General features: G+C 70.9%; 21 protein-coding genes. 13 read left to right on the top strand and 8 right to left on the bottom strand.

What is annotated here, in order from left to right; all coding sequences use genetic code 11:
• Positions 1-35: 35 nt before the first annotated feature.
• Complete coding sequence (locus H613_RS0100305) at positions 36-1250, top strand: MFS transporter (RefSeq protein WP_026922205.1); 1215 nt, start codon at positions 36-38, stop codon at positions 1248-1250.
• Between the two features lie 17 nt (positions 1251-1267).
• Here the strand turns inward: H613_RS0100305 and H613_RS0100300 are convergent, their stop codons facing one another.
• The gene (locus H613_RS0100300) at positions 1268-1735 is read right to left on the bottom strand and encodes a PaaI family thioesterase (RefSeq protein WP_026922204.1); all 468 of its coding nucleotides are present in this window, start codon (positions 1733-1735) and stop codon (positions 1268-1270) included.
• Between the two features lie 32 nt (positions 1736-1767).
• Positions 1768-2397, bottom strand: coding sequence for a LysE family translocator (locus tag H613_RS0100295; protein ID WP_026922203.1), 630 nt, complete (start codon positions 2395-2397; stop codon positions 1768-1770).
• On the opposite strand from H613_RS0100295, the gene H613_RS0100290 reads away from it, so the two are divergent.
• Positions 2396-2722, top strand: coding sequence for a hypothetical protein (locus tag H613_RS0100290; RefSeq protein WP_156925746.1), 327 nt, complete (start codon positions 2396-2398; stop codon positions 2720-2722). The two genes, H613_RS0100295 and H613_RS0100290, sit on opposite strands and share 2 nt — an antisense overlap.
• 21 nt (positions 2723-2743) lie before the next feature.
• On the opposite strand, the gene H613_RS0100285 is transcribed toward H613_RS0100290, so the two are convergent.
• Positions 2744-3235, bottom strand: coding sequence for a MarR family winged helix-turn-helix transcriptional regulator (locus H613_RS0100285; RefSeq protein WP_026922201.1), 492 nt, complete (start codon positions 3233-3235; stop codon positions 2744-2746).
• Between the two features lie 40 nt (positions 3236-3275).
• Between H613_RS0100285 and H613_RS0100280 the strand changes: the two genes are divergently transcribed.
• The 5 genes from H613_RS0100280 (at position 3276) to H613_RS0100260 (ending at position 7955) form a co-directional block, all read left to right on the top strand.
• The gene (locus H613_RS0100280; RefSeq protein WP_026922200.1) at positions 3276-3890 is read left to right on the top strand and encodes a mycothiol-dependent nitroreductase Rv2466c family protein; all 615 of its coding nucleotides are present in this window, start codon (positions 3276-3278) and stop codon (positions 3888-3890) included.
• The gene (locus tag H613_RS23525; RefSeq protein ID WP_035735416.1) at positions 3871-5112 is read left to right on the top strand and encodes an MFS transporter; all 1242 of its coding nucleotides are present in this window, start codon (positions 3871-3873) and stop codon (positions 5110-5112) included. Before H613_RS0100280 ends, H613_RS23525 begins: the two co-directional genes overlap by 20 nt.
• Positions 5113-5164: 52 nt before the next feature.
• The gene (uppS, locus tag H613_RS0100270) at positions 5165-5935 is read left to right on the top strand and encodes a polyprenyl diphosphate synthase (protein ID WP_026922199.1); all 771 of its coding nucleotides are present in this window, start codon (positions 5165-5167) and stop codon (positions 5933-5935) included.
• 46 nt (positions 5936-5981) lie between these two features.
• Entirely contained in the window at positions 5982-6965 is a 984-nt protein-coding gene (locus H613_RS0100265; RefSeq protein WP_026922198.1) for an aldo/keto reductase, read from the top strand.
• 147 nt (positions 6966-7112) lie between these two features.
• Positions 7113-7955 carry an alpha/beta fold hydrolase gene (locus H613_RS0100260; RefSeq protein ID WP_026922197.1) on the top strand — a complete coding sequence of 281 codons (843 nt, stop codon included), beginning with the start codon at positions 7113-7115 and terminating at the stop codon, positions 7953-7955.
• A gap of 1 nt (position 7956) precedes the next feature.
• Here H613_RS0100260 and H613_RS0100255 read toward each other — a convergent pair whose 3' ends face one another.
• A complete protein-coding gene (locus H613_RS0100255; RefSeq protein ID WP_026922196.1) occupies positions 7957-8496 on the bottom strand; it encodes a hypothetical protein in 540 nt (179 codons plus the stop codon).
• Positions 8497-8669: 173 nt separating this feature from the next.
• Between H613_RS0100255 and H613_RS0100250 the strand changes: the two genes are divergently transcribed.
• The 4 genes from H613_RS0100250 to H613_RS0100235 all read left to right on the top strand — a co-directional run bounded on the left by H613_RS0100250 (position 8670) and on the right by H613_RS0100235 (position 12647).
• Positions 8670-10229, top strand: a complete 1560-nt coding sequence (locus H613_RS0100250) for a hypothetical protein (RefSeq protein ID WP_026922195.1) — start codon at positions 8670-8672, stop codon at positions 10227-10229.
• A 92-nt stretch (positions 10230-10321) separates the two neighbouring features.
• Positions 10322-11140 (top strand): class I SAM-dependent methyltransferase, encoded by an 819-nt coding sequence (locus H613_RS23520; protein ID WP_051392754.1) that lies wholly within the window; start codon positions 10322-10324, stop codon positions 11138-11140.
• 71 nt (positions 11141-11211) lie between these two features.
• Positions 11212-12066, top strand: coding sequence for an SDR family NAD(P)-dependent oxidoreductase (locus H613_RS0100240; protein WP_026922194.1), 855 nt, complete (start codon positions 11212-11214; stop codon positions 12064-12066).
• Positions 12067-12164: 98 nt separating this feature from the next.
• A complete protein-coding gene (locus H613_RS0100235) occupies positions 12165-12647 on the top strand; it encodes an anthrone oxygenase family protein (protein ID WP_026922193.1) in 483 nt (160 codons plus the stop codon).
• Positions 12648-12659: 12 nt separating this feature from the next.
• Here H613_RS0100235 and H613_RS28750 read toward each other — a convergent pair whose 3' ends face one another.
• Complete coding sequence (locus H613_RS28750) at positions 12660-14159, bottom strand: RICIN domain-containing protein (protein WP_051392753.1); 1500 nt, start codon at positions 14157-14159, stop codon at positions 12660-12662.
• A gap of 278 nt (positions 14160-14437) precedes the next feature.
• On the opposite strand from H613_RS28750, the gene H613_RS23510 reads away from it, so the two are divergent.
• Both H613_RS23510 and H613_RS23505 read left to right on the top strand, forming a co-directional pair.
• On the top strand, positions 14438-15571 hold the full coding sequence (locus H613_RS23510; RefSeq protein WP_051392752.1) for a glycosyltransferase: 1134 nt from the start codon (positions 14438-14440) through the stop codon (positions 15569-15571).
• Between the two features lie 36 nt (positions 15572-15607).
• Complete coding sequence (locus H613_RS23505) at positions 15608-16768, top strand: glycosyltransferase (RefSeq protein ID WP_051392751.1); 1161 nt, start codon at positions 15608-15610, stop codon at positions 16766-16768.
• 238 nt (positions 16769-17006) lie between these two features.
• On the opposite strand, the gene H613_RS0100215 is transcribed toward H613_RS23505, so the two are convergent.
• The 3 genes from H613_RS0100215 to H613_RS0100205 all read right to left on the bottom strand — a co-directional run bounded on the left by H613_RS0100215 (position 17007) and on the right by H613_RS0100205 (position 19082).
• On the bottom strand, positions 17007-17834 hold the full coding sequence (locus H613_RS0100215; RefSeq protein ID WP_026922192.1) for an SAM-dependent methyltransferase: 828 nt from the start codon (positions 17832-17834) through the stop codon (positions 17007-17009).
• A gap of 166 nt (positions 17835-18000) precedes the next feature.
• Positions 18001-18243, bottom strand: coding sequence for a hypothetical protein (locus tag H613_RS23500; RefSeq protein WP_156925743.1), 243 nt, complete (start codon positions 18241-18243; stop codon positions 18001-18003).
• Positions 18244-18275: 32 nt separating this feature from the next.
• A complete protein-coding gene (locus H613_RS0100205; RefSeq protein WP_026922191.1) occupies positions 18276-19082 on the bottom strand; it encodes a hypothetical protein in 807 nt (268 codons plus the stop codon).
• Between the last annotated feature and the right edge of the window lie 58 nt (positions 19083-19140).

Here is a 19140-nt window from a genome sequence, read left to right as displayed (position 1 = left end):
GACAATGATCTTGGCGCGGCCCTATCTTCGAACGCATGGCAACCGACACCCACACCATCCCACGCGATGTCCCCGCGCAGATGCCGGTCCGAATCGGACCGGGCTACGCGCCGATCGCCCGCACCCTCCCCGTCTTCGTCTTCGCCGCACTGCTCGCCACCGGGCAGATGTACACACCGATTCCGCTGTTCACGGCCATGGAATCCGACTGGAACGCCACCGCGGCCGCCATGACCTGGATCGTCAGCGCCTTCGCGTTCGGCTACGCGGGCGGCTTCGTCCTCTTCGGCCCCCTGGCCGACCGCTTCGGACAGCGCCGCGTCCTGGTCACCGGCATGATCGCCGCAGCGGTGGTCACACTGTTGACCGGTCTGGCGCCGTCGCTGGCGACCGCCATCCCCCTGCGCGTCGCGCAAGGCCTCATCATCGGCTCGATCCCCCCCGCGCTGACCGCCTACATCACCACCCGCATGGAGCCCCGGCGGCGCGGCGTCGTCCTCACCGCGGTGGCCACCTCGTTCCTGGCCGCCACCGTCATCGGCCAGATCGCCTCGCAGGCCGTGACCGCCTTCGCCGACTGGCGCTGGGTCTTCACCGGCTCGGCCGCCGCCTTCGTCCTCGTGGCGTTCGCGCTGCGCCGGACCATGCTCGACGACCGCCCGGCCACCGGCACCCGCCTGGTCGACGGCTACGCCGCCGCCATCGGCGTCCTGCGCATCCGCACGCTCCTGCCGATCCTGGGCGCCGGAGCGCTCGCGATGGCCGCGATGGTCGGCGTCTACACCGGCATCGAACTGGTCGGCGTGGTCGACGGCCCCGGGCCGCTGCTGGCCCTGCGCGCCAGCGCCCTCCCGGTCATGATCGCCCTGCCGCTGCTCGCGGTCCCGCTGGGCCGCCTGGCGAAGCCGACGCAGATAGCCCTCGGCGTGGCCGTGGCGACGGCGGCGATGGTCGCCGCCGCGTTCACCGGCGAGCACCTCGTGGCGCTCGCGATCCTCCTGGCCGTCCTGGTCGGCGGCCTGGGCGTCGCCGCCCCGGCGGCGCTCCAGAGCGCCGGAGAGCTCGGCGGCGAGCATCGCGCGGGCGCCTCCTCGGTGGCCATGTTCAGCTTCTACGTCGGCGCCACGGTCGGGCCGCCGGTGGCCTCGGCCGCCGCGCACCACGGCTTCGCCGCCCTGGCGTGGACGCTCGCGGCCATGCTGGTCGTCGCGATGGGCCTGGCCCTGTGGGGCAGGCGGCTCCAGTCCTGACGGCACACCGGCCGGCTCTATGCCTCCCGCGGCGGCGCGTCGCGGATCAGGCAGGTGAGCCGGCCGGTGCACACGCGGCGGCCCTCCTCGTCCAAGACCACGATCTCGTAGGTCGCCGTCGAGCGCCCGCGGTGGATCGGCACGGCCTCGCCGGTGACCGTGCCCGAACGCGCGGCCCGGTGGTGGGTCACGTTGAGGTCCACGCCCACGGCGATCCGCCGCGGGCCGCCGTGGAGCATCGCCCCGATCGACCCGAGCGTCTCGGCCAGGACCGCCGAGGCGCCGCCGTGCAGCAGCCCGTACGGCTGGGTGTTGCCCTCGACCGGCATCGTCCCGGTGACGCGCTCGGGCGCGGCGTGCAGGATCTCGATGCCCATCCGCTCACCGAGCGCCCCGGCCGAGAACAGCGCGTCGAGGTCGACGCCGAGCCCGGCGAACTTCTCGAGGACCTCGGCGGGGAAGATGCTCTGCGGCGTATCGCTCATATCAAGGCGCTCCAATCGTGTTCCCCGCCAGCTTAGGCGCGCTCCCCGGCCGCCGCAGCCACGCCGAGTCCGATCAGTGAGCAGCCGCCGACGCGCGCGAGCACCCGCTGGGGCCGCGGGGCGCGCAGCATGTCGCGGGCGGCGGCGGCCGCGAAGCTCCACACCGAGTCGCAGGCGGCCGCGAGCGCCGCGAAGATCCCGCCGAGCGCCAGCATCTGGAGCGTCGCCGAACCGGCGTCGGTGTCGACGAACTGCGGCAGGATCGCCAGGAAGAACAGGATCGCCTTCGGGTTCAGGAGCCCGACGAGGAAGCCCTCGAAGACCGGCAGCGCGGCGCGCCCGGAGTCCTCCTCGCCGGTCATCTTGAGCGTGCTCTTGCGGTCGCGCAGCGCCCTGACGCCCAGATAGACCAGATAGGCGGCACCGGCGTACTTGACGACGGCGAACGCCAGCGCCGACTGCTGGACGACCGCGCCGAGGCCGACGGCGACGAGCGAGGCGGCGGTGAGCACGCCGAGGGCGTTGCCGAGCGCGGTCAGCACGGCCTTGCGCCGCCCGTAGGAGAGCGCGCGTCCGATGACGAACATGACGCTCGGGCCGGGGATGAGGATGACGATGAGGGAGGTGACGATGAACGCCAGCAGTTGACCACCGGAAGGCATGGCTCGAATCCAAGCACCGTCCTCAGTGCAGGTCAACCGCATTAGCCCGCTCCGCAGGACCCCACGGGTCCCTCCTGTCCAGATAAGATCCTCGAAGCCCCGCCCGCCCAGCGGCCGCGACATCCCGGAGACCGGTCTGCTCCCGTCCATTCCCGGCGGCGAACGGCAGTGGGAGGTCGCCGCGGACGGCGAACCGGTCGCCGTCATCACCCAGTCCTGGACCGGCGCGCGGTGGTGGCCCGAGCCCGAGTGGCTCGTCGATCCCGAGACGCCCTTCACCGGCGAGCGAGTCACCGTCACGCTCCGCGAATCCCAGACCCGCTGACCCCGGTGGTCGCACGCTCCCTCAGTCGTCGAGGGACCGCGCGAGGCGCCCCAGCAACTCGGCCAACCGCTCTTGCTCCTTCTCGCTCAGAGCGCCCAACAGCCCGCGCTGGTTCTCCAGATGGGCGGCCATGAGCTCGTCCGTCAGAGCGCGGCCGCTCTCGGTCAGCGTGACCACTCGCCCGCGCGCGTCCGCCTCGGTCACTGCCCTGGTGACCAGCCCTCGCGCCTCCAGCCGGTCGACGCGCTTGGTGATCGCCCCCGTCGTCACGAGGATCGTCCTGCTCAGCTCGCCCGGCGCGAGCGCGTAGGGCTCGCCGCTCCTGCGCAGCGCCGCAAGAACGTCGAAGTCGCCGTTGCCGAGTTCGGCGGCGGCGAACGGCGGGCGCAGGTGCTTGTCGAGCGCCTCGGTGACCCGGAAGAGCCGCCCGATCACCAGCAGCGGCGACGGATCGAGGTCCGGGCGCTCGCGTTTCCACTGCTCGACGAAGGCGGCGACGGCATCGTGTTCCATGACTTGCATTATAGCTTCCGTGGAAGCTAGTATATCTTCCATGGAAGATAAATCAGTTCCCCGCGTCGACTGCCACTTCGACCCCGCCTGCCCCTTCGCCTGGATCACCTCCCGGTGGATCCTCGAAGTCGAGCAACAGACCCCCATCGACTTGCATTTTCACATCATGAGCCTCTCGGTCCTCAACGAGGGCCGCGAACTCGAACCCTGGTACCGCGAGTTCAACGACCGCGCCTGGGGACCGGCCCGCGTCTGCGCCGCCGCCGAGCAGCGCTGCGGCAACGAGGTCCTCCGCGACCTCTACACCGCCCTCGGCACCCGCATCCACCCGCAGCGCAACAAGGACTACGACACCGTCATCGCCGAGGCCCTCGCCGAGACGGGACTGCCCGCCGACCTCGCCGAGGCCGCGCACACCACCGATGCCGACGAAGCGCTCCGCGCCAGCCACCAGGCGGGCCAGGACGCGGTCGGCGAGGAGTCCGGCACGCCGATCGTCGCCGTCGACGGCGTCGCCTACTTCGGACCGGTCCTCACCGCGATCCCCAAAGGCCCCGAAGCGGTCCGGCTCTTCGGCGCCGTCCGCGAGCTCGCCTCGTTCAGTCAGTTCGCCGAACTCAAGCGGGGGCGGTCCGGTGGCCTCGACGTCGGCTGACGCCACCCGCACCCGCCGCCGGTTCATCGCCGCCAGCCTGGTCGACTCGGTCGGCAACGGCATCTACGTGCCGCTCACGATGCTCTTCGTCCACGCCCTGACCGGACTGTCGCTCTTCTCGATCGGCGCCGGCCTCACCGCCGCCGGGATAGGCGCCCTCGCGTTCACCCCAGTGGCGGGCGCCCTCATCGACCGCTTCAGCGGCCGACGCGTCTTCATCGGCGCGCTCGCCCTGCGCGCGGTCGGCTTCGCGCTCTACCCGATCGCCGACGCCTACCTCGCGTTCCTCGCCGTGGCGCTGATCATCGCGGTCGGCGCGCAGACCTCCCAGCCGAGCCAGCACGCCCTGATCGGCGACCTCGCCGAAGGCGCCGAACGCGACCGCCTGCTCGCCTGGAACCGGAGCCTGCGCAACGGCGGCATGGGCTTCGGCAGCCTGGCCGCCGGGGCCCTGCTCATGGTGGACGGCACCGGCGGCTTCATCGCCGCCGCCCTCGCGATGGGCGCCGTCTTCGCCACGGCCGCGATCCTGGTCGTCCGCGTCCCCGCCACGCGGAAGCGAACTCCCGCACCCGAGGGGCCCGGCGCCCCCGCCGGGTTCCGCCAGGTGCTCGCCGACCGCCCGTACCTGCGGCTCACCGGCGCGAACTTCCTGATCGCGTTCTGCTACATAGCCCAGTCCATCGCGCTGCCGGTCTACCTCACCCGCGACGTCGGCGTGCCCGAGGCACTGGCCGGAACCGTGTTCGCCGTCAACACCGCCATGGTCGCCGCCCTCGGCGTCCCCACGGCCCGCCTGGCCTCGCGCGGCAGGCGCACGCGCGGCGCGGCCCTCGGAGCGGTGGCCTTCGCGGTCGCCTTCGCCGCCTTCGCGGCCCTGCCGCACCTCGTCACCGGCGCGCTCGCGATCGCCGCGGTCCTGGCGGTGGCCGTCCTCTACACGGCCGCCGAACTGATCCACTCCGCGCCCGCGCAGAGCCTGTCGGTGCAGGCCGCCCCCGAGCACCTGCGAGGCCGCTACCTCGCGGTCTACCAGCTCTCCTGGTCACTCGCGCGCAGCCTCGCGCCGGTGCTGATCGGCTTCCTCCTCGACGCCGGGTCGTGGCAGCTGTGGGCGGCCCTGGGGCTGGCGGCCGTGTCGGGCGCGGCCGTCCTGCTCCGCACCGAGCGCGTCCTGCCGCCGCACGCGGTGCAGGCCCCCGAAGTCGCCACCGCCGCCTGAGCGGCCCGATTTCCGCTGGGCGCCTAAGGAGCCGATCCTCTAAGCTGGCGGCATGGACCTCACCGGGTGGCTCTACAAGGCCTATGCGCGCCGCCTGCGCCGACAGCTGCGGGCCGCGCCGATGCCGCGGCACGTCGCGCTCGTCATGGACGGCAACCGCCGGTGGGCCCGGCAGCAGGGCCTCGACGACCCGGGCCTGGGCCACCGCCACGGCGCCGAGCACCTCGACGAGGTCCTCACCTGGTGCGCGGGGCTCGGCATCGACCACGTCACCGTCTACGTCGCCTCCTCCGACAACCTCCGCAAGCGCGACGGCGGCGAGATCGCCCACCTGATGGCCATGATCGAGCAGGTCGTCGTCGAACGCCTGCGGCGCCCCGAGAGCCGGTGGCGCCTGCACCTGGCCGGGCGCCTCGACGCGCTCCCCGCCTCCACCGCCGAGGCCCTCGAAGCCGCCCGCGCCGCCACCGCCGGGCGCGACCTCCACCTGACCGTCGCGATCGGCTACGACGGCCAGGAGGAGATCGTGGACGCCGTCCGGTCGCTCATCGGCAGCCAGGCCGCCTCCGGCAGCGACCTCGCCGGCCTCGCCGAGCGGCTCGAACCCGAGGACATCGCCGCGCACCTGCACACCAGCGGCCTGCCCGAGCCCGACCTGGTCATCCGCACCAGCGGCGAGCGCCGCATGTCGAGCTTCCTGCCCTGGCAGACCGCCCGCTCGGAGCTGTACTTCACCGAGGCGTACTGGCCCGGCTTCCGCTACGTCGACTTCCTGCGGGCCCTGCGCGTCTACGCCGCGCGCCTCCAGCGCGGCGCCGCCTGAATGCGCATTTGCCTTGGAGTGCACTCCAGGTTCTAATGTCGATCGCATGATGCGACGAACACTCGGAAGAAGCAACATCGAAGTCAGCGCCATCGGCATGGGCTGCTGGGCCATCGGCGGTCCGTTCCACAGCAGCGAGGGCCCCTGCGGCTGGGGCGAGGTCGACGACGACGAATCGGTCCGCACGATCCACCGCGCCCTCGAACTCGGTGTCGACTTCTTCGACACCGCCGACGTCTACGGTGCGGGCCACTCGGAGCGCGTCCTCGCCCGCGCCCTCGCGGGCCGCCGCGACCAGGTCGTCATCGCCACCAAGTGGGGCAACCGGTTCGACGAGGCGACCAAGTTCAGCGACGGCGCCGGAGACGACCCCGCCTATCTGCGCGAGGCCGTGACCGCCTCCCTGCGGCGGCTCGGCACCGACTACATCGACCTCTACCAGCTCCACCTCGGCGGCCTGGAGCTCGACAAGGCCGCCGAGCTGCTCGGCACGCTCGAAGCGCTCGTGGAGGAGGGCAAGATCCGCTCGTACGGCTGGAGCACCGACGACCCCGAGCGGGCCGCGGCGTGGGGGAGCGACGGCGAGCACTGCACCGCCATCCAGCACGACTTCTCCCTGATGCGCGGCGCGAGGCCCGAGGTCCTGGAGGTGTGCGAGCGGATGGGCCTGGCGAGCGTCAACCGGGGCCCGCTGGCGATGGGGCTCCTGACCGGCAAGTACGCCGCGGACACCGCGGTCGGGCCCGACGACGTCCGCGGCAGCGCCTTCGAGTGGATGGTGCTGTTCAAGGACGGCAGGCCCGCGCCCGAGTACCTCGCCCGGCTCGACGCCGTCCGCGACGTGCTCACCGCAGACGGCCGCACGCTCGCCCAGGGGGCGCTCGGCTGGCTGTGGGCCGTCAGCGACGCGACGGTCCCGATTCCCGGCTGCCGCACCGTGGCCCAGGTCGAGGACAACGCCGGTGCCCTCCAGAAGGGACCGCTCACGCAAGGGCAGGTCAAGGAGATCGAGACCCTGCTGGCCGCCTGAACCCCCGTGCTCGGCCGCCCACGGGCGGCCGAGCACAAGATCTGTGTCCTCGATCACAATCATCCCTTTGTGCTGAGAACACGCGTTCCCTACCGCAGTCTGCTCCCGAGGAGAACGGCCGTTCTCCAGAGGGAAGGCATCGTCATCATGGCAACCATCACCGTCGGCAGCGAGAACAGCACGCCGATCGAGCTCTACTACGAAGACCACGGCGCCGGCCGTCCGGTCGTCCTCGTCCACGGCTACCCGCTCGACGGCCACAGCTGGGAGCGCCAGTCCCGCGAGCTGATCGACGCCGGGCACCGCGTCATCACCTACGACCGCCGCGGCTTCGGCCAGTCGAGCAAGGTCGGCACCGGCTACGACTACGACACCTTCGCCGCCGACCTGAACGCGCTGCTCGAAGAGCTCGACCTGCGCGAGGTCGTCCTCGTCGGCTTCTCCATGGGCACCGGCGAACTCGCCCGATACGTCAAGAACCACGGCCACGAGCGCATCGCGAAGCTCGCCTTCCTCGCCTCGCTCGAACCCTTCCTCGTGCAGCGCGAGGACAACCCCGACGGCGTCCCGCAGAAGGTCTTCGACGGCATGGAAGCGGCCGCCCGCAAGGACCGCTACACCTGGTTCACGCAGTTCTACCAGGACTTCTACAACCTCGATGAGAACCTCGGCAGCAGGGTCGCCCAGGAGGTCGTCGACGCGAACCGGAACACCGCGGTCGCCGCGGCGCCCGTGGCCGCCTATGCGATCGTGCCCAGCTTGATCGAGGACTTCCGCGACGACGTCGCCGCCGTCCGCGCCTCCGGCAAGCCCGCGCTCATCCTGCACGGCACCAAGGACAACATCCTGCCCATCGACGCCACCGGCAGGCGTTTCCACGAGGCCTTCCCCGAAGCGGACTACGTCGAGGTCGAAGGCGCCCCGCACGGTCTGCTATGGACCCACACCGACGAGGTGAACGAGGCGCTGCTCGACTTCGTCCGCGCCTGAGCTACATCCGTACGATCTCGACGTCGTGGAAGCGCCCGGCACTGCTGTCGTAGTGGATCCGGGCGCCTTCCATGTAATCGAACATGGCCCCCCACGAGTCGTGGTCGGCCTCGGGGAACAGCGCGATGAGCCCGCACTCGAGGTGCCCGCCGTGCCCGATGACCAACCCGGCGTCGCCCGGCCCGAGCGGCGCCATCAGATGCCGCCACTGCGCCGCCGTCGCGTGCGAGTAGTCGTGCACCGCCCCTCGGCCGTTGACCAGCCGCGCCAGACGGGTGAACGGCTCGCCCACATCGTGCGCGGCCCGCTGCGACTCGACCATGAACTCGCTGACGTTCTTGAGCGTGGGCAGCTCGACGCTGACGGCGAAGCCCATCGCGATCGCCGTCTCGCGCGTGCGCGGCGCGACGCTGGCGGCCACGACCTCGAAGGGCCCCATCAGCGTTCCGGCCCAGCGCGCGAGCTCGATGCCGGCCTGCGAGAGGTGCACTGCCTCGGCGCCGTCGCGCTTGCTGTGCCGGCGGATTTCGAGCATGGGCATGAGAGGCCTCTTTTCTGAACGGCGCCGGCTGGTCGCTTAGAGCGTACGCGGCCTCACCGGCTGCGGCGACCGCGGCCGAACGCCGCGGCGGCGCCCTCGCGCCCGTATCGCGGGACCGGTCCCGGATGATCCGTGCTTCACTTCTCGTCGAGCCCGCACATAGGAGCGCCGCCATGTACCCCCATGCCTCCCTGGAAGATCCGCACTACTTCGAGCCGCCGAAACCGAAGCGCCGCCGCGAGCTCCACGGCGACCCCTTCGCGGCGCTGATCGGGAACGCCACGCTGCTGGGCATCGGCTATCTGCTGCTGGGCCGCAGGAGAGCGGCCGCCATGACGCTGGTGGTGACGATCTGGCTCGTCGCCTTCGTCGCGGCCTCCCCGCAGAGCCCGTGGTGGCGGATCGTCTTGGCGGCCTGGTGGATCGCGACGATGCTGCACACGTTCTGGCTCGTCCGGCCGGAGCGCGGGCGGGCTCCCGAAGCGCCGCTGGTCGACCTCCACGAACCCGAGGCGCGGCGGCGCGGCCGCGTCTTCGCCGGAGCGGTGGTATGCCTGATGGCGATGGCCGTCGTCGGGATCCGCTTCGACGGCGCGCAGATCATGGAGGCCGCCGAGGCGGCGCACCGCGACGGCGACTGCGAGGGCGCGACGGCCGCCACGGCGAGCCTGGACGCGACGCACCGCGTGGCCGACGCGGCGGTGGTGCGCGCCGCCGCCGAGAACGACGAGGCGTGCGAGCTCCTGCTGGCCGCCTTCGACAGGGACGACCCCCTCGAGTCCGCCGAGACCCTCCAGTCCTACATGGAGCAGCCTGGGGCACTGTGGGAGGGCGCCGGGCCCGCCCGGGCCGACCGGCTCCTGCGGGGCGCTCTGGCGCCGCTGAACGAGTGGAGCATCGGCATCGTGCGATCCGCCTTCGACGTGCTGGCATCGACCCTGGACGCCTCGCCGGACCAGTCGGCGGCCGCGCGCGAGGTCGTCGAGGGCTTCCTGGAGAACCTCGCCGACCACCAAGCCGAAGAAGCGTGCGAGGTCAAGGCCGTCCACGACTGGCTGTTCAACGAGCACTGGGGACACCCCGAGCTCGACGAGCCCGTGGCCGCCGTGGGCGACCAGGTCCCGCCGGTGCTGCTGGGCTGCGCGCGTGAGCAGTTCGAAGGAGGCATGCTCGACGCCGCGCAGGACCTGTACGGGCAGTTCCTCGCCGACTTCCCCGATCACGAGCTCGCCCCCGAGGCGGCGGCCGAGCTCGAGCAGGTGGAGACCGCGATCGAGCGCGAGCACGTCTCGGGCCTCCTCTCGGGCGGCGACTACTGCGGCTCCCCGGCCCCCTACCGGGCCGCCGAGCCCTACGACGAGGGCGGGACGAACCCGATGTGGCTGTTCGGCCTCGACAGCGAGGCCGACCTCCCCGGCTCCTGGACGACCAACGCCGTCGACGAGACGGTGCTGGTCGTCTGCGTCGAGGGGCCCGAGCGCGGCAGCTTCATCGAGTCCTGCGAGTACGAGGAGGTCGGCACCGGCGACTACCTCGGGTCGGTCCGCTTCTACGCCAACGAGTTCACCGTCGAGGCCTACGAGCTCAAGACCGGCGAGCGGATCGAGCGCTACTCGGTCGAGCTCGGCGGGGAATGCCCGTACTACCTGACCTTCTACGGCGGCTTCGAGAACAAGCAGAACGTCTCATACTCGCCCAAGGACCTGCGCGAACTGTTCGAACGGTTGCAGTGACGATCGTCATTCCCTCCAATGCGGATCGTCCGCTAGCCTGTGAGGCCCGACCCGCCGCCCGGCGGGTCGAGCACCGAGCGGCGAGGAGCGCGATGAGCGATCAGCGGGAACAGGACACGAAGCGGCGGTTCCAGTCCGGCGAGAACTACCGGGAGGGATCGGGGAACCTCAAGGCTCGGGAGGGAATCTTCTCCTACCGGCGCCCACAGGTCGACATGCCGGGCATGGTCATCGACCGCATCGGCGCCGAACCGAAGCGCATCCTCGACGTCGGCTGCGGCAGCGGCAGGTACCTCAGCCGCCTTCGGGAGGCGTTCCCCGGCGCCGAGGTGATCGGCGTCGACCTCTCGCCTGGCATGCTCGATGCCCTCCCCAAGCCGACCGTCCTGGCCGACGTGTGCGATCTGCCGTTCGAGTCCGGCTCGGCCGACGCGGTCCTGGCGATGCACATGCTCTACCACGTGCCCGACCTCCAGACCGCCCTCGACGAGCTCGAACGCGTCCTCGCCCCGGGCGGCACGCTGTTCACCTCCACGCTCGCCTCCGACGACCGGCCCGAGTACGCCGCGCTCTGGCGCCAGGCGACCCGCGAGGCGCTCGGCGCCGAGTCGGAAGGTCCGTACCGCGTCGTCCTGGACCACTTCTCCCAGGAAACGGCGCAGGCGATGCTGTCCGAGCGCTTCGCCTCGGTGCGGCTGCACGACCTCCCGGGCGTCATCGAGCTGCCCGAACCCGGCCCGCTGGTGGCGGCCTTCCGTTCCACGGCCTCGTTCGTCGACATGGAGCCGGGCGACTTCGAGCGCGTGATGGCCCATATCGAGGCCGACCTGGAACGCCACTTCGCCACCGAGGACCTGTTCCGAATGACCGTCCACACCGGCATCCTCGAATGCCGCGACCCGCGCCGGTGACCGGCCTCCGCGCCGATTGGGGCCAAATCGCCGCCGACTGCACGTAGCGTCGAATCCATGGAGTGGATGCCATGACCGCAGCAGTCGACCTGTCGGGCAAGACCATCGTGGTGACCGGGGCCAGCGCCGGAATCGGCGCGGCCGCGGCCCGGCGCCTCGCCGCCCTCGGCGCCACCGTCGCCGTCGTCGGGCGCTCGCCGGAGCGGACCGCCGCCGTGGCCGAGTCGATCGGCGCCCGGGCCCACCTCGCCGACTTCGCGCGCCTCGACGACGTCCGCGCCCTCGCGCGCGAACTGCTCGCCTCCTACGAGCGGATCGACGTCCTCGCCAACAACGCGGGCGGCCTGTTCACCAGCCGCAGGACCACCGCCGACGGCCACGAGACGACCTTCCAGGTCAACCACCTCGCGCCGTTCCTGCTCACCGGGCTCCTGCTCGACCGCCTGGCCGAGGCCCCCGAGGCCCGCGTCGTCTCGACCGGCTCCATGGCCTACCGCGCCGGGCGCATCGAGCTCGACGACCTCGACGGCGAACGGCGCCGGTACAGCATCGCGGCCGCCTATGCCGCCTCCAAGCTCGCCACCGTCCTGTTCACCCGCGAACTCGCCCACCGCACGGCGGGCACCGGCATCACCGCCACCGCCTTCCACCCCGGCGCGGTCGCCACCGAGGTCGCCCGCGACAACCCGGTGACGCGCCGCCTCATGCGCACCAGGCTCGCCAAGCGCCTCTTCGCCACGCCCGACCAGGGCGCCGAGCCGCTCGTCCACCTCGCCGCCCTCGCCGACCCGCACGCCGTCAACGGCGCCTACTTCCACCGCCTCGAACGCGAGGCTCCCAAGAACCCCCAAGCCAACGACGGCGAGCTCGCCAAGCGGCTCTGGGAGCGCTCGGAGGCCCTCACCGGCATCTCGATCGGCCGCTAGAGCGGCTGTCGGACCCCGCTGCCATGATGGACGCGACCGCACCGGCGGCCCTGCCCCGACAACCCTGCACCGACGGACATTGACGAGAGGACACCGCAATGGAGACGCTTCGAGTGGTGGCGCTGGCGCTGGCGACGGTCAGCGTCGGACTGATCGCCGGAGTCTTCTTCGGCTGGGCCGTCTCGGTCATGCCGGGGCTGGCCCGCACCGACGACCGGACCTTCGTGGCCGCCTTCCAGGCGATGGACCGGGCGATCGTCAGGCCGCCGTTCGTCTCGGTCTTCACCGGCGCCCTGCTGCTCACCGCGGCCGCGGGCCTGCTCCACCTCGGAGCCGAGCACCGCGCCGCACTACTGTGGACGGCCGCGGCGTTCGTGCTCTACCTGCTGTCCTTCGTCTTCACCGTCCGCGTCAACATCCCGCTCAACGACGCGCTCAAGGCCGCGGGCGACCCCGACCGGATCGACGTCGCGGCCGCGCGCGAGCGCTTCGACGAGGCGAGGTGGGGGCGCTGGCACAACATCCGCACCGTTCTGTGCACCGTCGCCCTCGCCTGCCTGATCGTCGCACTGACGCTGTGAGCGCCGCGCCGATCAGCCGTCGATCCAGCTCTGCGTGCCGGCGTACTCGCCGAGCAGGGCCGGGACGTCTTCGGCGTCGTTGAGCGTGTAGTCGTAGAAGTCGCCCGGGTCGAACGCCGAGCCCCTGGTCTCCTGCCGCCCTGAGCAGTCGACGCAGATGCTGCCGTGCTCGACCAGTTCGGCGGTCGAGTCCGGGTAGTACGGGTTGTTCACGTTCTCGAAGTACGAGTTCTCGAGCACCATCTTCGTGTACCCGCGCGAGTAGTTGCCGTAGCTGCTCACGTTCTCCAGGTAGTTGTTGTACAGGTGCGCGTGCGCGATGTTGTCGGCGCTGGGGTTGCGCTGGTTGGTGTCGTGGATCCAGTTGTGGTGGATCGTGATCTCGGCGGTGACGTTGTCGGTCCAGCCGATGCCGAACGCCTTGTTGCCCGGGCCGATGATGTTCCACGAGACGGTGAGGTTCGTGGTGTCCTTGCGGCTGTCGATGAGGCCGTCGTTCATGCGCAGGATCTCGTTGTGGTCGATCCACACGTTGCTCGCGCCGTCCATCTGGATGCCGTCGTAGTCGAACTCCTTGTCGTCGGGGTCGTCCTCGGTCATCTGCGTGTCGCGGATGGTGAGGTTGCGGATGATGACGTTGTCGGTGTCCTCGCCGAGGAAGAAGCCGCCGCCGACGATCTCGCCGCTGGTGCCGACGCCCACGACGGTCTTGTCCGAGGCGATGTCCATCTCGGTGCCCTTGGGGCTGATGTCGATCGCCCGGTCGACGCGGATGACGTACGGCTCGTCGGCGGACAGGTAGGCCTCGAGCTGGTCCTGGTCCGTGGCGGTGACGGTCTGGCCGCCCTGGCCGCCGGTGGTGCCCTCGGCGAAGCCGTCGAGCTCGTCGACGCCCTCGGGCAGGTCGCCGGAGCCGCCGCCATCGTCGCCGTCGCCGACCTCGTGGAGCTCCCACTGCTGGTTGGCGCCGCCGGTGGGGGCGTACTGGGAGATGCGGCCGCCGCGCTCGGTCGACCACTCCCACACGTCCATCGCCAGCCCGGAGTTCCGGTTGATGAAGGTCAGGTAGCCGTCGCTCTCCTCGATGCGCCACTGCTGGTTGGTGCTGTTCGCGTCGCCCCACTGGTGGATGGTGGCGCCCGCGGAGGTGGAGAAGTCCTTGACGTCGAGCACCTTATTCGAGTGCCGGGCTTGAATACGGTAGTAGCCGTCGCCGGAGTCGAGGAACCGGTACTGCTGGTCGTAGGACCCGTTGCCGTCCCACTGGACGAGCTCGGCGCCGTTCTCGGTGGAGGCGGCCCGGATGCCCATGACGAGGCCCGAGTGGCGGGACTCGATGTTGTACCAGGTGCCGGTCTCGAACGCGGCGGCCTTCTGGCTGTGCCAGACGCTGAGCGAGGCCGCGGCGAGCGAGGCGACGACGAGCGTCGCGAGGGCCCAGACGAGGCGCCTGGAGCGCCCGGTGGCGGCGCGGACGGCGGCCGAGCCGCTTCCGGGGGGTCGTGCTGTCATGGTCGATCCTTTCTGGGAGGGCGGCCGGGAGCCGTCCCGGCACATTATGGAAAACCATGTAAATATATATGACCGTCAATGATAGCGGTCACACGTCGAATGCGGAACCCGCCCCGGCTCGAAAACCTGATCGAGGCGTGACCCCCGCTGGCGCGATGACCAGTACGCGTATCCGAATTATGGTGAGATATGGGCCATTCCGCATTGAAGCGACATGACGCGCACCGCTATCCTCGGCTGTTGTGCGAATAGATTTCCTGGTCAGGACCGTATGGGGCATGGGCGGAACCATCCGCACCACGCTCAACACGGCCACCTCCCTCGCCGACCTCGGGCACGAGGTCGCCATCGTGTCGTGCTCGCGGCACAAGGAGACCGCCGACTTCGCGATCGACCCCAGGATCACCCTCGTCGACCTCCTCGACGTCCGGAAACCCGAGGACGGCGGCGAGACCCTCGGCGGCAAGGACCAGGCCCTGCGCGGGCGCCCCTCCTTCCTGAAGAAGGCCGACATCAACGCCCCCCGCGGCAGCTCCGCGCTCATGGACAGGCGCGTCAAGGACTACCTGCGCACCACGGACGCGGACGTCGTGGTCGGCACCAGCGCCGCCGCCAACTCCTACATGGCCGAGTTCGGCACCCGCCGGACGGTCCGCGTCGCCCAGGAGCACCTGTACTTCAACCTCTACCGGAAGGACCGGCGCGACTGGATCCGCTCGAAGTACCGCGGCCTCGACGCCATCGTCACCACCACCGAACGCGACGCCGAGGACTACCGGGAGGCCATGCCCCGCTACCGCGGCGCCATCCAGTGCATCCCCAACTCCGTCCCCGCCTGCCCGGTCGAGCGGCCCGCCCACGTCGAGAAGGTCATCATGGCCGGCGGGCGCCTCCACCAGAGCAAGGGCTTCGACCTCCTCATGCGCGCCTTCGCGCGCGTCGCCGACCACCACCCCGACTGGAAGCTGCGGGTCTACGGGCACGGGCCGTACGAGAAGCGGCTGCGGCAGCTCGCCGAGGACCTCCGCGAGACCGAGCGCATCGAGTTCATGGGCACCGTGACGCCGCTCGGCCCCGAATGGGCCAAGGCCGCGATCGCCGTCGTCGCCTCCAACTTCGAGTCGTTCGGGCTCACCATCGTCGAGGCTATGGGCGCCGGTGCGCCGCTCATCTGCACCAAGGTGCCCAACGGCCCCCTCGAACTCGTCGAGGACGAGGTCAACGGCCTGTTCGTCCCGAAAGGCGACCGCCGGGCCCTCGAAGCGGCCCTCACCAGGCTCATCGAGGACCCCTCGCTGCGCGCCAAGCTCAGCGCCGGCGGCCGCGAGACCGCCCGCCGCTACGAGCCCGACCAGGTGGCCCCCCGCCACATCGAGCTGTTCGAGCGGCTCTTGGCGAACCGCTCCAGATAACGTCCACCGCTTCGAGAAACGACGGGAACCGCCGCAATGCGCATCACCTTCATCGTCAGGGACGCCGGTGTCCTGGGCGGTGCCACCAAGGCCACACTCGACAGCGCCGCGGCCCTGGCCGACCGCGGCCACGACGTCACCGTCGCCGCGTGCGTGCGCTCCAAGCAGGCCCCGACGTTCGCACCCGATCCCCGGATCACCGTCGTGAACCTGTGGGACCTCCGCAAACCGGCCAAGGGCGGCGAGCAGCTGTCCCCGCTCGACCGGTGGCGCGCCAAGCGGCCCTCGGTCCTCGACGAGCGGGAGGCCAACAACCTCGGCGCCTCCTCGGCCCTGCTCGACCGCCGCGTCGCCCGCTACCTGCGCAGAGTGGACACCGACGTCCTGATCGGCACCCACCTCAGCGTCAACCTCTACCTGGCCAGGTACGGCCGCGCCGACGTCGTCAAGATCGCCCAGGAGCACTCCTCGTTCGGCCGCCACAAGGACCCGCTCAAGGAGTGGATCAAGGCCGACTTCCCGCGCCTGGACGCCGTCATCACCGCCACCGAGGCCGACGCCGCGGACTACCGGGAGGCGCTGCCCGGCTTCAAGGGCCTGATCGCGGACGTCCCGAACCCCATACCGCCGGTCGAGGCCGACCGCGCCGGCGCGCCGGTCGTCATGGCCGCCGGGCGCCTGGCCCCCGGCAAGGGCTTCGCGACGCTCATCCGCGGCTTCTCCCGCACCGTCGACCGCTTCCCCGAGTGGCGGCTGCGGATCTACGGCCGAGGCAAAGAGGACAAGGCGCTGGCGCAGCTCATCGAGGACACACGCTCGGAGGGCCGCACCGAGCTCATGGGACCGGTGGTCCCGCTCGATGCCGAGTGGTCGGACGCCTCGATCGCCGTGGTCCCCTCGCACCACGAGTCGTTCTCCCTCATCATGGGCGAGGCGATGTCGGCGGGCGTCCCGGTCGTCGCCAGCGCCGCCCCGCACGGCCCGCTCGAGGTGATCGAGGACGGGCACAACGGGCTCCTGGTGCCACCCAAGGACGTCGGTGCACTCACCGAGGCGCTGGAGCGGCTGATGGGCGACCCGGGGCTGCGCGCCAAGCTCGCCGACGGCGGCCGCGAGACCGCCCGCCGCTTCGCCCCCGAGACCGTCGCCGAGCGCTACGAGACGCTCTTCGAGCGCCTGCTCGCCGCCCGCCGGTAGGCGCGCAGCGCTCCGCGACGACATCGCCGCCGGTCGGCTTACTCACCCCGCACGCGCAGGCGACAATACACAACAGAGGTTATATCTTATAACATATAACCTTATGCTCTGACGGCAGCGCCAATCCCGTCTGCTGGCCACCCATGAGCGAACGGCAATACAAGGCAAAGGTTATATCTTATACTCTATAACTTATATCTATAACCTCTGCCTGATTTCGCCCGTACGGGCAAGCGGCTCAGACCTTCTTCGCGATGCCCGCCATCTGCGTCAACTGGTACGGCTCAAGGTCCTCGACGGCCGGGACCGCCCTGTCCGGCTCCTCGGGGAACCACCTGGCTATGTACTCCAGGCCCGGCGGCACCATCTCGAGCCCCGCGAAGTGCCCCCGCAGCCGCTCGACCGGCCTGATCCAGCCGGTGCCGAGCGTCTCCATACACGCGCGCGACAGCTCCCGCTGCATCGGCTCGCCCGTGTCGGGCCACACGGTGAGGAACAGGTGGCTGCCCGGCGGCAGCGGCGCCATCAGCGCCGCGAGGAGGTCGTCGGGGTGCTCGTGGTCGCTGATCTGCACGATCGTCGCCACGACCACCGCGGCCACCGGGCGGTCGAAGTCCACGAACGCCTTGACGTCGGGATGCTCGAGGATCCCTTCGGGATCGCGCAGGTCGGCGGTGACGATCCTCGTGGTGTCGTCGTCGGCCAGCAGGGCCCGGCCGTGCGAGAGCACCATCGGATCGTTATCCACATAGACCACTCGGGCGTCCCGGTCGACCTCCTGGGCGATCTGGTGCGTGTTCGGCTCGGTGGGCAGGCCGCATCCGATGTCGAGGATCTGGTCGATGCCGGCCTCGCGCACCAGGTACCGCACGCCGCGGTGCAGTGCCCGCCGGTTCTCCCGCGCGCACTCCTTGACCTGCGGGACGTGCCGGAGGAAGAAATCGGCGGCCTCGCGGTCGGCCTTGAAATTGTCGCGGCCGCCGAGGATCGCGTCGTACACCCGCGCCGAGGAGGGCGTCGAGCCGTCGATGCCGGGGGGTGGCCAGTCTGCGGTTGCTTCAGTCAACGTCGAAGTTCCTATCGGGACATGCGGGGTGCCGATGGGTAACCCCCGCCATGCCTGCGAGGCATCGCTTCAGGTTACTCCACGTCTCACACTGGTACGCCTGAGTGTTCGCGCCGGGTGCCGGAGTTCACCCGCCTGTCCGTCGAACGCCTGCGCGCCAACGACTTCAACGCGGAACGGAGCGCACCCACGCCAGGATCCGGTCCGCGACGCCGTGCGGATCCGCGTCATCGGTGCGGACCACCGCGTCGAACAGGCGACGGTACTGCCGCGCGTTCCCCATGGCATCGGCGATCGCCGCATCGTCCCAACCGCGATCGCGCAACCGCCGGTCCCTGACCTCGTCCGCGCAGTCCAGCAAGAGGTGAGCCGCGGCCCCTTCGACGTCCGAAGGAATGTCGGGGCTCAAGAGCGCGACGGGGTGCCCGGCGCCCGGCGGCGTCAGACGGCGGCGGCCATGTGGGCCTCCAGGAGCAGGGTCAGGCCGGGGACGCTGGCGAGGTCGGGATCGGCGGTGAAGCGGGCCGGGTCGCGGCGCAGGTGCGCCCACATGGCCGTCCTGGGGCCGTCGAACCGGTCGATCGCCTCCTCGAAGTCCACCTCCTCGATGGCGTAGGGCGCCTCGAGCGCCTCCCCGGCGAGGAGGAACTTGCGGAAGCTGTCCCAGCCGATGGCGGGGATCGCGCCGATCTTGGTGATCGAGCCGTCGCCGCGGAAGTCGCGGTGGACGATGAAGCCGTGGGCGGCGCCCGCCCGCTGGAACTCGAAGGCCATGACCGAGTGCGGGGCGCCCCCGGATTCGAGGACGGGGGAGCAGGTCCAGGCGGTGACCGGCTCGACCGGCGCCTCCAAAGGCGACTCCCAGCGCGGGCAGGGGACCCCGGCCTGTTCGAGGCGTTCGATCTCGGCGCCGACGTAGCGCCGGACAGGCCCGCTCACCACCACTTCGACGGCGTGGAGCAGCGCCGAGGCGGCGGCGTCGCCCTCGCGTCCGATGAGGACTGAGAACATGGCGGTGCCGATCGCGTCCTGACCGCGCGGCACGCACAGCAGCCCGGAGACGGCCACGGCGCCCTGCGTCTCGGCTTCGAACGGGTCGGCCAGGTTCAGCAGCTGAGGAGCGGCACTGAGCGCCCGCTCGGCGACGGGCCGCACCGCCTGGAACGCCGCTTCGGCGTCCGCCTCGGTGAGGCGGTCGGACGCCATGGCGTGCTCGATGCACAGGTGCGCGCGCAGATTCGGTTCCATCGCACCATTATCGGCGGGCGCCGCACCGATCGCTCGGTGCGGCGCCCTGTCTTGACCG

The sequence above is a fragment of the Glycomyces arizonensis DSM 44726 genome (assembly GCF_000482705.1).
GTDB classification, from domain to species: Bacteria; Actinomycetota; Actinomycetes; order Mycobacteriales; family Micromonosporaceae; genus Glycomyces; species Glycomyces arizonensis.
This window is presented reverse-complemented; position numbering and strand designations above follow the sequence as displayed.